The 13,530-nt window shown below is 43.6% G+C and carries 13 protein-coding genes; 2 read left to right on the top strand and 11 right to left on the bottom strand.

The window, feature by feature from the left end:
* Window positions 1-251: 251 nt before the first annotated feature.
* Window positions 252-1,397, bottom strand: coding sequence for a hypothetical protein (locus CFI03_RS22475; protein ID WP_248759854.1), 1,146 nt, complete (start codon window positions 1,395-1,397; stop codon window positions 252-254).
* 237 nt (window positions 1,398-1,634) lie between these two features.
* Window positions 1,635-3,386, bottom strand: a complete 1,752-nt coding sequence (locus CFI03_RS22470) for a cellulase family glycosylhydrolase (RefSeq protein ID WP_248759846.1) — start codon at window positions 3,384-3,386, stop codon at window positions 1,635-1,637.
* Between the two features lie 708 nt (window positions 3,387-4,094).
* Here CFI03_RS22470 and CFI03_RS31455 point away from each other — a divergent pair.
* Window positions 4,095-4,307: a DUF6199 family natural product biosynthesis protein gene (locus CFI03_RS31455; protein ID WP_481857702.1), complete on the top strand. Its 213-nt coding sequence runs from the start codon at window positions 4,095-4,097 to the stop codon at window positions 4,305-4,307.
* Between the two features lie 76 nt (window positions 4,308-4,383).
* On the opposite strand, the gene CFI03_RS22465 is transcribed toward CFI03_RS31455, so the two are convergent.
* On the bottom strand, window positions 4,384-4,728 hold the full coding sequence (locus tag CFI03_RS22465; protein ID WP_248759844.1) for a hypothetical protein: 345 nt from the start codon (window positions 4,726-4,728) through the stop codon (window positions 4,384-4,386).
* A gap of 178 nt (window positions 4,729-4,906) precedes the next feature.
* Window positions 4,907-5,341, bottom strand: coding sequence for a hypothetical protein (locus CFI03_RS22460; RefSeq protein ID WP_248759842.1), 435 nt, complete (start codon window positions 5,339-5,341; stop codon window positions 4,907-4,909).
* 258 nt (window positions 5,342-5,599) lie between these two features.
* On the opposite strand from CFI03_RS22460, the gene CFI03_RS22455 reads away from it, so the two are divergent.
* Window positions 5,600-6,370, top strand: coding sequence for an arylamine N-acetyltransferase family protein (locus CFI03_RS22455; protein WP_248759840.1), 771 nt, complete (start codon window positions 5,600-5,602; stop codon window positions 6,368-6,370).
* Window positions 6,371-6,661: 291 nt separating this feature from the next.
* On the opposite strand, the gene CFI03_RS22450 is transcribed toward CFI03_RS22455, so the two are convergent.
* The 7 genes from CFI03_RS22450 to CFI03_RS22420 all read right to left on the bottom strand — a co-directional run bounded on the left by CFI03_RS22450 (window position 6,662) and on the right by CFI03_RS22420 (window position 13,246).
* Window positions 6,662-7,564: a DUF3895 domain-containing protein gene (locus tag CFI03_RS22450; RefSeq protein ID WP_248759838.1), complete on the bottom strand. Its 903-nt coding sequence runs from the start codon at window positions 7,562-7,564 to the stop codon at window positions 6,662-6,664.
* Between the two features lie 903 nt (window positions 7,565-8,467).
* Window positions 8,468-8,797: a cupin domain-containing protein gene (locus CFI03_RS22445; protein WP_248759836.1), complete on the bottom strand. Its 330-nt coding sequence runs from the start codon at window positions 8,795-8,797 to the stop codon at window positions 8,468-8,470.
* 153 nt (window positions 8,798-8,950) lie between these two features.
* Entirely contained in the window at window positions 8,951-9,322 is a 372-nt protein-coding gene (locus CFI03_RS22440; protein WP_248759834.1) for an ester cyclase, read from the bottom strand.
* Window positions 9,323-9,398: 76 nt separating this feature from the next.
* Window positions 9,399-9,701, bottom strand: coding sequence for a putative quinol monooxygenase (locus tag CFI03_RS22435; RefSeq protein WP_127495094.1), 303 nt, complete (start codon window positions 9,699-9,701; stop codon window positions 9,399-9,401).
* Window positions 9,698-10,585 (bottom strand): helix-turn-helix transcriptional regulator, encoded by an 888-nt coding sequence (locus tag CFI03_RS22430; RefSeq protein WP_248759832.1) that lies wholly within the window; start codon window positions 10,583-10,585, stop codon window positions 9,698-9,700. The genes CFI03_RS22435 and CFI03_RS22430 overlap by 4 nt, the downstream gene beginning before the upstream one ends.
* A gap of 516 nt (window positions 10,586-11,101) precedes the next feature.
* Window positions 11,102-12,505, bottom strand: a complete 1,404-nt coding sequence (locus tag CFI03_RS22425; RefSeq protein WP_248759830.1) for an 8-oxoguanine deaminase — start codon at window positions 12,503-12,505, stop codon at window positions 11,102-11,104.
* Window positions 12,506-12,802: 297 nt separating this feature from the next.
* Window positions 12,803-13,246: an ASCH domain-containing protein gene (locus tag CFI03_RS22420; RefSeq protein WP_248759828.1), complete on the bottom strand. Its 444-nt coding sequence runs from the start codon at window positions 13,244-13,246 to the stop codon at window positions 12,803-12,805.
* Window positions 13,247-13,530: the final 284 nt, after the last annotated feature.

Genomic DNA, 13,530 nt, shown 5'->3' with positions numbered 1-13,530 from the left:
CTTATCATCCGACAACTGATCTTGTTCCCCGTTCTAGTATCCAAGGCCGCTTGCCAAAGCAAAAGCACCTCCAAAGTTGTCCCCATATCTTACGACATGGAGGCTTCCTCTTGAAGGTGTTTTAATTTGTCTCATTATTTGAGGTCAGCTCCGACTTTGAGTTTAAGTACAGAAACGGGTTTCTTTAATGTTGTGGAGTTATGATTTTTTTTCTTTATATAGTCTTGTCACTTGAGATTGTAATCTTTAAATTATCTAACCCCCTCTAACATTAAATCATCACGCCATTCAGCAGCGCCTAATTTTATCAAGATACTTCCACCAACTCTACCTGTTGGATAGTCCGCATGATAAAAATTTGGAAAGCCCCCTCTAAAACCGTTTTTTATGGCGTAATCATGTGTTGCTCTAAACCGCGCACCAATATCTTTTAAATCAATTTGCCCATAGGGAATGTCCCGCCATTCTGCTTGATTACTATTTAACAAAATAGTTCCACATACAATTCCATGGTGATAGTCAGCTATAAAATACGTTGGGAATCCTCCGACAAACCCATTTTTAACTGCATAATCTTGAACGGCTTTCATCCTCTGTGCAAAATCATTCAACTGAGGATTTCCGAGTTCATTGATCGGTATGTCTCGAAATAAACAATTTGATTCTAGAAAGTTAATCGAGCCATAGTACGTATTGATGCCGTATATGGCTTTATAGAAATTAGGATACCCCCCTTTAAAACCTGCCTCAGTAGCTTTTACGTTAATTGCACGGAAAGTGCTCATCGCGTCTTCATCGATGGTAATAGAAGGTCCGAAAGATGCTTCCCAAATACATTCAACTTCAAACTCTACGGAGTAGTTAGAGTTGGAGAAACCTATAGAAGAAAGCTCGTTTCCATATCGTGCATTAAACGTTACTGGAATGGTTTGTTTATCTAAACTCAACGGTACAAAATCAAAAACGTGCTTATAGTCAATTATTTCATCATCGTTATCCCATTCTACAAATTTATCAATAATAGGTGGGATGACCGTTGCGGCGGTATCAATAATACTGCTTATCGACAAACCGTATCCTGGTATAAACTTAACTGCGGTGGATATTCCCTCAGCTGCTTTTAATATGTCAGCTTTGTTTTCAATCCAGCCTTTATTTTCATCTAAGTCGAGTGCTTTTAGTACAACTCCGATGCTAGGCTCTTCTGAGTGCAATTCGAAAACGTATGAACTCAAATCTCTGCTTTCACCATCATTTATGCGGATCAAGTCAAAAATCATTCCTTTAGAATCATTACCACTGAATACAGTGCCTGCCATTGCAAATTTGTCGGAAGAAAAGAGTGATTCGGTGTCAATACAATTCACCCTTTTGAATGATATCCTAATAATATACATTAGTTCCATCCTCCATTTTGGAAATATTATCTTCTAATTACAGAATAGAGATAACATGTAGTCGAAGTCTCACTATTTTTGTCTGTAGTTAAAATAAATAATCTGGATTTCAAGTGCATAGCGTAAGAGAGATCTGGCGAGCAAAAAAATCCCCGATGCCGGTAAGGATCGGGGATCTACTTCTATGTTGTTATGCCGACGGTATATACTCGTCGCAGAATCTACAGTAACCTGAGATCAAGAAACTACCCCGATCCCGGTCACATTCGATCCGCTCTTTTGGATGGCATAGTTTATGACTTGCCCATCGTAGAATTCGATCGTAATCTTGATGGTACCATCCAATACGGAATTGTTAAAGAAGTTGCTTTGAATACTGAACGTACCTTCGGTATAGTTCGCATTAAATTCAGAGCCAAACTGCATATACGTGAACCAGGAATTTGGGCCGATTCTGTTGCCGGATGCATCATAGGCTGAAGCACGTTTTACCTTGGAACCGTTGAAGGTTACCGGAATCGTAATTCCGGATGTTGTCGTGCCTGTAGCGGTTTGAAATACTGGCGCTGCATATTTGATTATATATTGATGCCATGCGGCGCCTGCTGAGAATTTCAACTCCAAATCCGCAATGAGCCCGTATGACCCCTTTGTGAATTTCTCGTTTACAAAATTTTTGGAAAGCGTAAGGGTTGCGGTTTTGGCATTATAGGAATAATCGCTTTTCTTCCATCCTGCGATGCCTTTAAAGGTATTCCCGTTCAGCGTAAGCGGAATCTGAATATCCCTAGCAGCCTTTTCTTTAATATAGATTTCGTTTAACCCTGTCGAATAGGAGGAACGTTGTCCCTGAACGGATGTTTTAATCGTTGACCCTATCAAATAATTCCAGTCATATGGCGCGACCCGATCGAATGCAGGCGGCCAGATCATCGTACTGACTCTATATTTTGAAGCCATGTAATTCAAATATTCCAAATATTTCAGCTTCTCGCCCGACTGATTTGCAGCAGCGCCTTCATCGGAAGATAACCAGCCATATTCGCCAATGACAACCCCGATGCCTTTTGAAATAAAAGTGTTATTCAAGGTGTTAAAGAACAGATCCGTATTGGATCTCGGCGTTTGAGCGGAGTCTTTGTAAAGCTGTTCGTCAAAACCTGTAATACCCAGGTTGCCGCTATACACCCAGTCGCTGTAATAATGAACGGTGGCAATAATGTTCGGATCATTCAGGCCTGTGATAAAGTTGTAGGTTGCAAGGGTTTTATCCTCAGCACTGTTTGTTTCATAAGTCGGAATAATAACCATTCTTGTTGCATTATTGCCACCCGAATGACGAATCACTTGATAGGCAGCTTGGTTGATCCTATTCAATTTATCCTGCTTTGTGACGGTTCCGGTATCGCTTGCGAATTGCGGCTCATTTATGGTCTCGAAGGATACGGTATTGGGTTCGTCCTTGAAATAATCCGCAAGCTGTGTCCACAAATCCACATATCGCTTATATTCCTCGGATGCCGTATTTCCATCCCAGTCTTTAAGCCAGATCCAGGAATCGTGATGCAGGTTGATCATGACATAAAATCCTGCGGAAACGGCCCAGTCCACTACTTGTTTATATCTGGCCAGCCAAGCGGAATCGATGACATAGTGTCCGTCGGCTCCCATTGTATATCTGGTATAGGCGGTCATGGGGATGCGAATGCTATTGAAGCCTTTGGCCTTGGCTGCCACAATCAACTCTTGCGTTACCTTCGGCTGCCCCCAGGAAGTCTCATCGGATAGCGAGAAGTCGTTTGAGTTGAAGCTATCAAAGGTATTAAATACGTTCCAGCCTTTTCCCATTGCTTCGACATAGGCCTGCGACGGAGATACCGCCGCTGCCGAAGCGGGCTTCGAACTGTTAAACCCAAATGCAGCCATCAAACATATGGTCAGCACAAAAGCTGTCACTCTTTTCAGGTTTTTTTTCTGTGATCCTATCATTAGAAATTCCTCCTGTCAGTGCCATATTGTTCTATCTCTCGAATGCTATGAAGCGAGGCGAAAGAAAGCGTTTTCGTGAATAGGTTCATGAATCTCAAGCCTCCCCTATATCCCTCCCCTCTTAAAAAGTTCTCGCTTCCATTCTGGATTATACAGGTGAAAATAGAAGATAACCTTCATTATCGAGTCACTTGAATAGCACAATAAAGACAACCTATTCTTGTGGAGGAAGACGACCTCATTCCCTGTTCCATCGCGCATCTGATCTTCGCGCTCAGAGAAGTATCCGGCATGATGCACTTTGCGCACCTTGGCCATAGAGATGTTGCCACGACTCGGAAGTCTGCTTACATGTGACCAAACCAATGCAAAAAGAGACTTCCCACTAGTTCGCTGAACTCATGAGAAGCCTCTAGTTTTCTGCCGACCCTTCAATTACCCTCAGGATGTCTCGCCACCTCAAAACCCTTATAAATCAAAAGTTTGCGGTGTTTATTACATCATGCCGCCCATAATGTATTGATCTTCGTTCATTATCTTTATGACAGAGTGGGTTTATGCTTAAAAGCCCAAATACTTTGTTCAATGCTGCTATTTCTTTTTCTCCTTTAAGTACTTTATCAGTGAGCAGTCTAATTTGAGCATTGAAAACACTACGCAACTTCTTGTTCGTGAGGTCGTACTATTGGTTAGGGGGTGTGTTTAAGAATGATTTTCCTAATTATTATTTTTTCTTTACCACTATACGCAGTATTAATTTGGAGTTATTTCGAACCTAGAGAAAGCTTGTTGTGGGGAAAAAGATGGATGTATAAAGAAGAACCTGAGATATCCGAAAGTGCTATTCGCTATACCAAAATAGCCTCGATAGCAACCATTGTTTTTATTACGCTTATAATTGTGCTTTTATTTTTTATCTAATAACTGTTTTTACGAGTAATCTGCAGAAATATCATTTGTAAAACTGCCCAGTAGTTTAATGATATACATCGAGAGCTTAACGAATTACTTGCCACCAAATAAACCACTTTTTGATTAGATAAATGTCTCCTTCCCACTTTGGGTATTCAGAATTCAGTTGGCTTAACTTTTCATTATCTTTGACAAACCATTTTTCTGGTGGAACAAAGTCTGGTTTAGTTTGATATTCTATTGTCACAACTACATAGTCATCTCTACTGTCAGTATTAATAATCTTAAAATTCCCCCAGCTACTATCACCCTCCATATAATCCTTTGCCAGAGCAGTAACGTATTCTTGAGCGTTCTGTCTGTTAGAGAAGAATATAGCAATAAGTATCAATAGTAACAGCGATAATGTAAGAAGAATGAAACGTTTCACAATAATCAACCTCATATATTAAATGTTATATCCATCTTAGGTTAGCATAAATCAACACTTGTCAACAAAGGATATTCATCCCACTAATTTCTCTTTAGTTAAGAAAAGCAGCCGATCATTGTGACCGCCTGCTGCACTGCCTATATTGAAGTAAAGTTCTCCGTTTAGATTAGCAAAGTTACTTCGGCTTTCTATCTTGTTGGTACTTAATAAAAGCTGTAATACTGCGAGAAGCACCAAGAAACATTCCACCAAAAACCGCCACAATAATAGTAAGCATTAACATCAACCATCCATCAAAGGCCAACAACAGTCCTGATTTCTGTAATAAATAAAATAGACCAGATAATATATCTTGAATTAACATTAAAAAGACGACGTACCATGCCCACCTATACCCTTTGTAAAGTAAGCACGATATTGTGATAACGAGTACCGAATATATAAGCTTTTTAAGTGAATTTTCCAGTTCATATCCATTGGTTATTATAAAATAAAGATTATTGAATAATTCTAAACTAAGAACTATAAGGATAATCGACTTTACCAGGTTCCTTCCTCTTCTAATTTCTTCATCATCAAAATATTCCACATTACACACTTCACTTTCCACATACAAACTACATAATCTTGTATACAAATTTACCATTAAAAATCATGATACCCCATACAACAAATTGTTCCAGTAAACTGACCTATAGCTTAACAAAATGCAGCCAAGCGTAATATGATGAGATGACCTTCTACATCAAGGTCATCTTTTTTATTTAAGTCGGCTCGTTCGACTACAACTGTCACCTCTCACGACAAGTTTGAGTTAAACTAGATCTAAACTAGATCTAAACTAGTCTTAAGGGAGGAGAATGGAAATATGGACGTGAAAAGCAAGATTCAGCTCTATTTAGATCGAATCGGCTATGAAGGACCGCTGGACAGAAGCGCTCAAGCGCTCGCAGATCTGCAGGACTGTCATCTTCACGCCGTGCCTTATGAGAATTTGGACATTGTGCGTGGCGTGCCGATCTCGCTTGAGATCGATCACCTATTCGATAAAATTGTCGTCAGGCGACGCGGGGGTTATTGCTTCGAGTTGAACGCGCTGTTCGGATGGCTGCTGCGCGAGCTGGGATACCCTGTAACCGATCTGTTCGCCCGCTTTTGGCGCGATGAGCCGTCCCCTCCTCCGAAACGCCGCCATCAAGTGCTGAAGGTTGAAGCCGGGGACCAAACCTATTTATGTGACGTTGGCGTCGGCGGCATCGTTCCCCGTCGGCCAGTCGCCATGGTCGAGGGGCTTCCGCACCGGCAGGGCGATGAAACTTACCGATTGGACAAGGACCCGTACTATGGCTGGATGCTGTGCGAACTGAAGCATGGAGAATGGTGCCGGCTCTATTCATTCACGGAGGAGCCACAGCTGCCGAAGGATTACATCATGGCCAGCTATTGGTGCGAGCATGCGACAGACTCTATCTTTACGAAGGCAGAGATGGTTTCCATCCGCACCCGGGAGGGCCGGAACACGGTGGCCGGGAAGGAATTCCGCCTGTTTGCCCAAGATGGGGTCAACGTGTTCACGCCTCAATCGGACGAAGCTTACAAGGAAGCGTTACGCCAGCACTTTGGGATCAAGCTGGACTAGTCGTTTCAATACAAGAACTGCCTGTCGTCATTATTCGAATGATAACAGGCAGTTTCTTTGTGTACGCTAACCCTTCACCGCGCCATCCACACACGCGGAATGCTCCACATCGTTCGGAATCATAATAAACGCCTGCCGTAGCAGGAAAATTTTAAACACGCTGATCGTTGAAGGAAGCACGACGACGAGCATCGAGTTGTATAAGCCGGTCCTCGGGAGCTTCTCTGCAGCACCGTTCTAATGTGTTATCCCCTTTTGACACTTCTTCCCCATTTGGAGTACTTCTACTTCTTATGAATTAATCGTGTAAATACGATCTTCCGCGCCTAATGTAGTAATTTCTACATTATAATGACGTTCAATATACATACACACAGCAGCATAAATCTCAGGTTTACCAGTAATCAAACGCTTCTTCGGAGCTGCGTGCTCAAGAATCAGTAAATCAGAAATGATACGGGCGCTTTGAGTACCGCTCTTAATATAACTTTGTATAGCTGACTTTAAATTCTCCGAAAGATAAAAAGGATCGTTCTGTGAAGTCTGGGGAGGCTCGTTCCAGCTGAATAGATCTCTTTCGATTTCTGCAATTACTTCTTTGGGAGGCGTTTTTTCTTCAAAGGTTAGCTTTCTAGGAAGTAATTTGATTCGATTCTGTTTCAAGCTGCGTATTTGTTTTTCAAGCAACGGGAGACCAAGCTTAATTTGTTCGGCAACCGGCGTTGGAATACTATCCGCTTGAAGCAAATCCGGATCCATGATCCATTTATTTTTCCACTTGGTTAGAAGCTCGTCCAATTCATAATCAATGGCATCGAACCCTTTTTTAACGGCAGCAACTGTAGTTGCCCCAATGCCCAAATGCTCTTTTAAATGCTCAATACCAAAAAACTTTAATTCACCAGTGGATTTATTCCTTACCTGGTGCTGATATCTCAGCGGCCGGCCGCATTCACATCGTAGGTCCTGCCTAACATGGCCGCCATCAATATACCCCACATAAATCCAGTCTTGCAATAACCTTTCGATTTCTGCCGGATCCGAATCCTCGGGAATATGAAAACCCTTTTCCTTGGCCATGACATTAGCAAATACTGTCCGATGACCGCGAACAAGATAATCTGATAAGTATTGCCGCTGCCGCTCATTCAGTTGGGCCAATATTTGGTCCCGTTCTTCAACACTAAGTATCATAACCAAACACCCCCTCTTTTTGTTGCTTAACGACCGGCAGAACGTGTCATAGCCTGTAATTTACTTTCATTCAAAATCTTTGAGTAATAGATCAAATCCAGAAGGCTGGTTGGTGCGAAAATTTCCGGCTGCGTTATTGCCGTTCACAGAACGGTCATCCATGACTCCTTGAAGCAGAATAGTAATCCGGGTAGGCGTAGTCGAAAACTGACGCCGCAGTCTCTCCTTCAACGCCAGGAACTGTTCTGACCGTATACCAACGAAGCAGATACCTTCGTGCTGCAGCCGGATGCCCGTTTAAACTTGCCGGCAATATTGTGCCATAATGGTACTGGAAGCCGTAGCCTGCTACCGATAACGTAGGAGCTAAGCCGCTTTGCGCATAACGGAGCAACGATTGGTGTGAAGGCTTACCGATGAGAAATTCCGATAGGAAAGCGGTGCGGACTTGTTCAGTGAAACGAAGGCCTTTTCCCGTTTCACCATGTTTGATCTCGATCTGTACCTCCTCCCAATTCTCGAAAGGAATTAAGAAATCACGTTCTCTCTTTCGTTTTTCCTAGATTAACAACGCGTTTCTATATATTATGCAAAGTATCTTTCCTTTTCTTTTCATAATATTCTTTTTCGTCTAAGACCACAATGTACGGCTAAATACAAAGCTCGCCTCAAACGTTTGGAATTATGATTTAACAAGAACATTATCCCATAACAAAAAAATCCGCGATTTTCGCGGACTTGAATGAGATCATGTTCTTGTCACCCGACAACATTTTTGTGCAATGTCAGTCATTCAACTGCTCATAGCTGAGTAATGTCAACAGCCGGTCATTATTGACCGGCTGCTGCAATGTTCTTATTTGAACTAACGTTTCCCGATAATTTAACTGATTTATCTGTCGATTATCCATTTACATCGTTGCTGGTTTTTTCAAAACATAGATTAACCGTTCTTTCTTTGGACCAAGTTCGATGCATAACATTACGTGGTATTGTGAATATTTCCCCTGGTTTCAGAGATATCGTTTTATCTTCCAAATCAATGAAAAGCTCTCCTTCAAGAACGATGAACAACTCATCACAGTATTCATGTTTATGCCAATGAAATTCACCATTAATAACAGCTATACGGAGTGCATGGTCGTTCACTTCACTTACAATCCAGTTTTTATATTCCGATATCCCCTGTGTAATGTCGTATAGATTCAGTTTCTCTAATTGCCCGTTCTTCATTTCAAGATACCTCTTTTCTTTATACTGAATTTATTATACATGAGACAAAAATCAAAGTAACTGAGCTTTATATTCTAATTTTTATACTTGAGCATAAGAAAACCGCCTTTGTGAATAAGGCGGTATATTGAGCTATCGTTGCCCGTTGGGAGGTTAGCCCATACTCTTTGCCCCGAAAAACTCTCCCATATTCGAAAGCCCCCATACTTCGGCAATCCGTTGGTTTTCTACGCGGATAAGTTCAATAATCATCGGCTGTTTTTCAGAATCCGCTATATTGATTCCCTGAATACTTGTGCGACTCGCAGCTTTATCGCCATCAACAAGCAGATCTTGGACGACCACTCGGATATCCGGGAACCATTCAAACATTGAAGCCCATGCTTTTTTAACTGCTTCAATCCCCGCTTGTAAGGGATGGCTGTAAAATCCATTTGTAAAAATATCATCCACCGAATTTATGTCTCTGCTATTGAACGCTTCGTACATTCGATAAATGATTAGTGCAGATTCTTCTCTAGTCAAAGAAATCCTCTCCGTTTCTCTATGCCGAAGAAAACGACTGCCGATTAATCAGGTATAGCACTGCTCATTGATTTAATTAAAATCCTTTTCCTCCGAGCGGCCGAACCTTTACAGCACTGCCCCCTGCGATTAGGTGCCGGCAACGCTCGATTAGCTCCAATACCTTCTCGTTTTGCAAAGACGCGGCATGAAACTCCTTGCTCTCCCATAGCTCCGTGATCCAAAGATCGTTAGGATCGTCTTCAGCCGCATGCAGGATATAATAGATGCAGCCCTCCATATCGTTCAATGTCGCGCTGGATGCCAGCATCATCTCCGCGAGCTCTTCCCGTTTCCCCTCGTGGGCCGTTAATTTTCCGAACATGGCGAACTTGCTCATCGTACATCTTCCTCTCTTCTTGTGGAATTTGCTAACATTGCTTCGTAATGCGCAAGCATTCGGGAGTTCGCCTCCACCATCTTTCCGATAAGCAGCTCCGACTCAATCTGCAAGGCTGTACTGTACGGCATCAAAAAATAAGGTACATACGTCTGCAACATCGAATGTTCTAACTGGAATACTGCCTCTTCGGGCACACGCTCCACGAGTGCATGGCCGAACAACCAGTGATGACACAATTCGTTCAGAATCTGTTCTTGACCCTTAATCCGAACGGTCTCGAACTTAGCTGATCCGGACCGTAACTTCTTCCGATAACCGCAATACCCTACCGTATACCAGTTCCCTTTCCAATTGACGATACCATAAGGGTCGAACAGTCGTGGAAGAGGGGCCTCACCCTTGCCCCGGTCATATTGCATTTCCACCGTCCGTCCCTGTCCTGCCGCCGCCTCCAGCATTTGAAGATAGAGTTGGAGCACTCCGTCCGTTCGTGGATAAATGACGGAAAAGGCAGTACTATGACTCTTTAGATGATCCAGTTGCTTCTCGTTCGCGTAACGCATCATCTTGTCCATCGCTCGGGTTAAATCATCTGAGTAGGGGTACCCAGCCTCCTTAGCAAATATCGAGGCATGGATCAAGGCCTTTTGCTCCTCGATATCGAAGAAGAGCGGGGAATCGGTAAACCGGCTTAGGATGCTATAGCCGCCGTTTGGGCCCGAATCCGCAATGATTGGAACCCCGCTGGCGCACAGAGAATCGATACAGCGATAGACGGTCCGCACGTGAATCTCGAGCTCTTTCGCCAACTGCTTAGCGGTCATCCGCTTTCCAGAGCGTAGCATCCAGAGAATCGATAACATATTGTCCGATTTCGTCATCGACTAATCCTTCTTTCCAAGTATAACCAAGCTATTCCAAACTCATTTTGAGTATAACCCTAATTCACTGACAAATGCAGTCAGTTATTTTAAAATATCCAAAGCGACGATTAGAGGCTATCAGAAGCAACTTTTGCTGTCACTTATGGTAGGGTTCACAGCGAATGATCGTGAACTTTCATGCCGTTCGTTCACATACATGAATGCTTTCTCCCTCGCTCTTCATATCGGCTTAGCGGGCGAAATAAAAACAGCGTTACCGCTTTTATCCGGAAACGCTGTTTTTTGTTTTGCATTTTCAATCGAGCTACATACTGGTCTACGTATTTTTTAAAATGTTTGTTTTCACTGGTTGGATTTGAATTAATATACTGTTTATTTCGCTGAGAAGAATTCGGGCATTTGTATTCGGTGATGGTTCGATTCTTAGTATGTTCTGTATAATACGCAGCCTCAATTTAATCTTTGTCTGGTATCATCATCTTAAAGCTAAATTTTGCAATGCTGAATTGATTCTTATCCTCTATACTTCCTGTAATCGATGCCGAGGCGCAAGGATGCCGAGTTCACGAGCCGGTCCGCTGCAAGTTGCGTGCGGAACGCGAGCTTTTCTTCATCTATACCAACCAGCATGCCGTTTTCCACAACGACACGTCCGCCTACGATCGTCATATCCGCCTGAGTAGCCCCGATCGTTAGCGGAAGCGCTGCGTCATCAAACAATGCTCCTGCAAAACCTAATTTGCGCGAGTCCAGCATGAACAGATCCGCAGCTTTTCCGACCTCAAGCGATCCGATACTGCTCTCCCAGCCCAATACGCGAGCTGAACCTCGTGTAGCGATCGACAAAGTCTCGTTTGTCGTTAATCCTCGCTCTTGAAGCTCATGCTTGTGGAGAAGATACGCCATCCGCAAATCCCAAAGCATATTGGAGGCATCGTTTGATGCGGAACCGTCGACGCCAAGTCCCACTTTCACGCCTGCGTCCAGCAGCTTGCGGATCGGAATAGCGCCGGAAGACAACTTCATGTTGCTCGATGGGCAATGTGCTACACCGCAGCCGCAAGCGCCCATTTTATGTATTTCGCTATCGTTAAACCAAATGCCATGGGCATACCAAACATCGTCACCGACCCACCCGGTCTGCTCCATGTATTCGAGCGGACGAACGCCTAGTCTTTCCAGACAGAACTGTTCTTCGTCCATCGTCTCCGCTAGGTGGGTATGCATCCGAACGCCGTAACTGCGGGCAAGATCAGAAGATTCCTTCAGCAAATCCCGGGACACGGAGAATGGCGAGCATGGCGCCACGCCAACACGCAACATCGAGAACCGGTCCGCGTTATGATATTTTTCGATGACACGCTGGGTATCCCGCAAAATAACCGATTCCGTCTGAGTCACTTCATCCGGAGGGAGTCCGCCACTGGACCGCCCTAAACTCATGGAGCCTCTAGTCGGGAAGAAACGGATGCCAAGCTCGGAAGCCGCACGGATCTCTTCATCGATTAAATATTCGGAGACACCGTTCGGAAAAACGTAGAAATGATCCGACGAAGTTGTACAGCCGCTCTTGAGCAGCTCGCCAAGACCGGTCATGGCACTTAGGTAGACGTCTTCCGGCTCCAAATGCCGCCAAATTTCATACAAGGTGAGCAGCCAGTCGAATAACGAGCAATCCTGTGCTAGCGGGATGTTGCGCGTAAGCGTTTGGTACAGGTGATGATGGGTATTGATCAGACCCGGATAAACAATTTTGTGCGTAGCATCGATTACGCGGTCAGCCGTTTCGTATGGCAGGTTTTCCCCGATGGCTATAATTTCTTGACCCTCAATATACATATCTCCATTGCGAATCACTCTATTCTCGCCATCCATCGTTACAATGCTCCGGGCATTTCGGATCAGAAGAGTACTCATCGGAACACCGCCCGTTCAACGATAGAATTCTCTATTTGAACAATATTAGAAATGCTTGTGCGCCTCACACTTGTATGGTTCATTTCCATTCCCCCTTGTCTGAATAGCCCTATTGTAAACGAACTGGACAATTTAAGCTGTGGATGAGAGGAAGGATTGTGTCTTATACCTAAAAAACCCCTAATCGTTTGTGGACCATGCTTATGACGCAGCCATTCCAATAAAAAAGAGCCATCCCTCGCGGGACAGCCCTCTAACTGAAGACAGAACCTCCATCTAATTAATTGTTTACATAGGTCATATCATTAACTCTTCGTCTATCGGATATTCCCATAGTCCCAGTTTTCCCTTCACTGGAATATAGGGCTTCAGCAGACGGAAACCCGCTATTTCCCACGCAAAAAAACCTGGACTGTAATCGCCTAACAGAAAGTCCTCACCCGTCACAACCTCCCCGCAATCCAGAATGGCTGACGTATGATTAGCGTCAATGACTTGATAACAATTTGTAAGCTCGCAAGTTGCAAGGATAACTCCTGTAGGGAGGTTTTGTTCCGTATAGCCATTCTTGGCGAGTAAAGAACGTATGGGTTCATATTTGCAGGCCTGCTTATCGATTTTCTGGCTTGCATGAATGGCCAACGGTCCGCGATACCGGGTCTTCCAGGATCTTGTTTCATAGAGAGTCTCGCCTTGGACAAGCAGAGTCGCCCATGGTTGAATCATGGATAATACTTTCATTCCTCTACGCTCCATTACTGTTCATAATGAATTACTATTCCCAAACATTCCCGAGACGTTTCATACCCGTATAAAAAAGACGCAATACCATGACGCTCGATTGTAAATTGGTTATCCGCGTTACTGAAGTAGTCGGGATTGGGATGATGTTTTTGACTTCCGACACTTATAACATTCCCACAATCAATACACAGCCGGTTATATGAATGAAAACAGCAGCTGATCTAAAACGATCGCTGCTGTTTTTTTATTAAGCTATCGTCTCCCGTTGCTACAACGGTCAG

Source organism: Paenibacillus sp. ATY16 (genome assembly GCF_003399985.2).
In the GTDB taxonomy this organism is placed as follows: Bacteria; Bacillota; Bacilli; order Paenibacillales; family Paenibacillaceae; genus Pristimantibacillus; species Pristimantibacillus glycanilyticus.
The sequence above is the reverse complement of the archived record's forward strand: the minus strand, read 5'-3'. Positions and strand labels throughout refer to the sequence as shown.

Coding starts and splice junctions, on each gene's coding strand:
- CFI03_RS31455 (WP_481857702.1), top strand. CDS start 4,095: ATGATTTTCCTAATTATTATTTTTTCTTTACCACTATACGCAGTATTA.
- CFI03_RS22430 (WP_248759832.1), bottom strand. CDS start 10,585: ATGACGAAATCGGACAATATGTTATCGATTCTCTGGATGCTACGCTCT.
- CFI03_RS22435 (WP_127495094.1), bottom strand. CDS start 9,701: ATGAGCAAGTTCGCCATGTTCGGAAAATTAACGGCCCACGAGGGGAAA.
- CFI03_RS22470 (WP_248759846.1), bottom strand. CDS start 3,386: ATGATAGGATCACAGAAAAAAAACCTGAAAAGAGTGACAGCTTTTGTG.
- CFI03_RS22455 (WP_248759840.1), top strand. CDS start 5,600: ATGGACGTGAAAAGCAAGATTCAGCTCTATTTAGATCGAATCGGCTAT.
- CFI03_RS22420 (WP_248759828.1), bottom strand. CDS start 13,246: ATGAAAGTATTATCCATGATTCAACCATGGGCGACTCTGCTTGTCCAA.
- CFI03_RS22425 (WP_248759830.1), bottom strand. CDS start 12,505: ATGAGTACTCTTCTGATCCGAAATGCCCGGAGCATTGTAACGATGGAT.
- CFI03_RS22475 (WP_248759854.1), bottom strand. CDS start 1,397: ATGTATATTATTAGGATATCATTCAAAAGGGTGAATTGTATTGACACC.
- CFI03_RS22450 (WP_248759838.1), bottom strand. CDS start 7,564: ATGATACTTAGTGTTGAAGAACGGGACCAAATATTGGCCCAACTGAAT.
- CFI03_RS22445 (WP_248759836.1), bottom strand. CDS start 8,797: ATGAAGAACGGGCAATTAGAGAAACTGAATCTATACGACATTACACAG.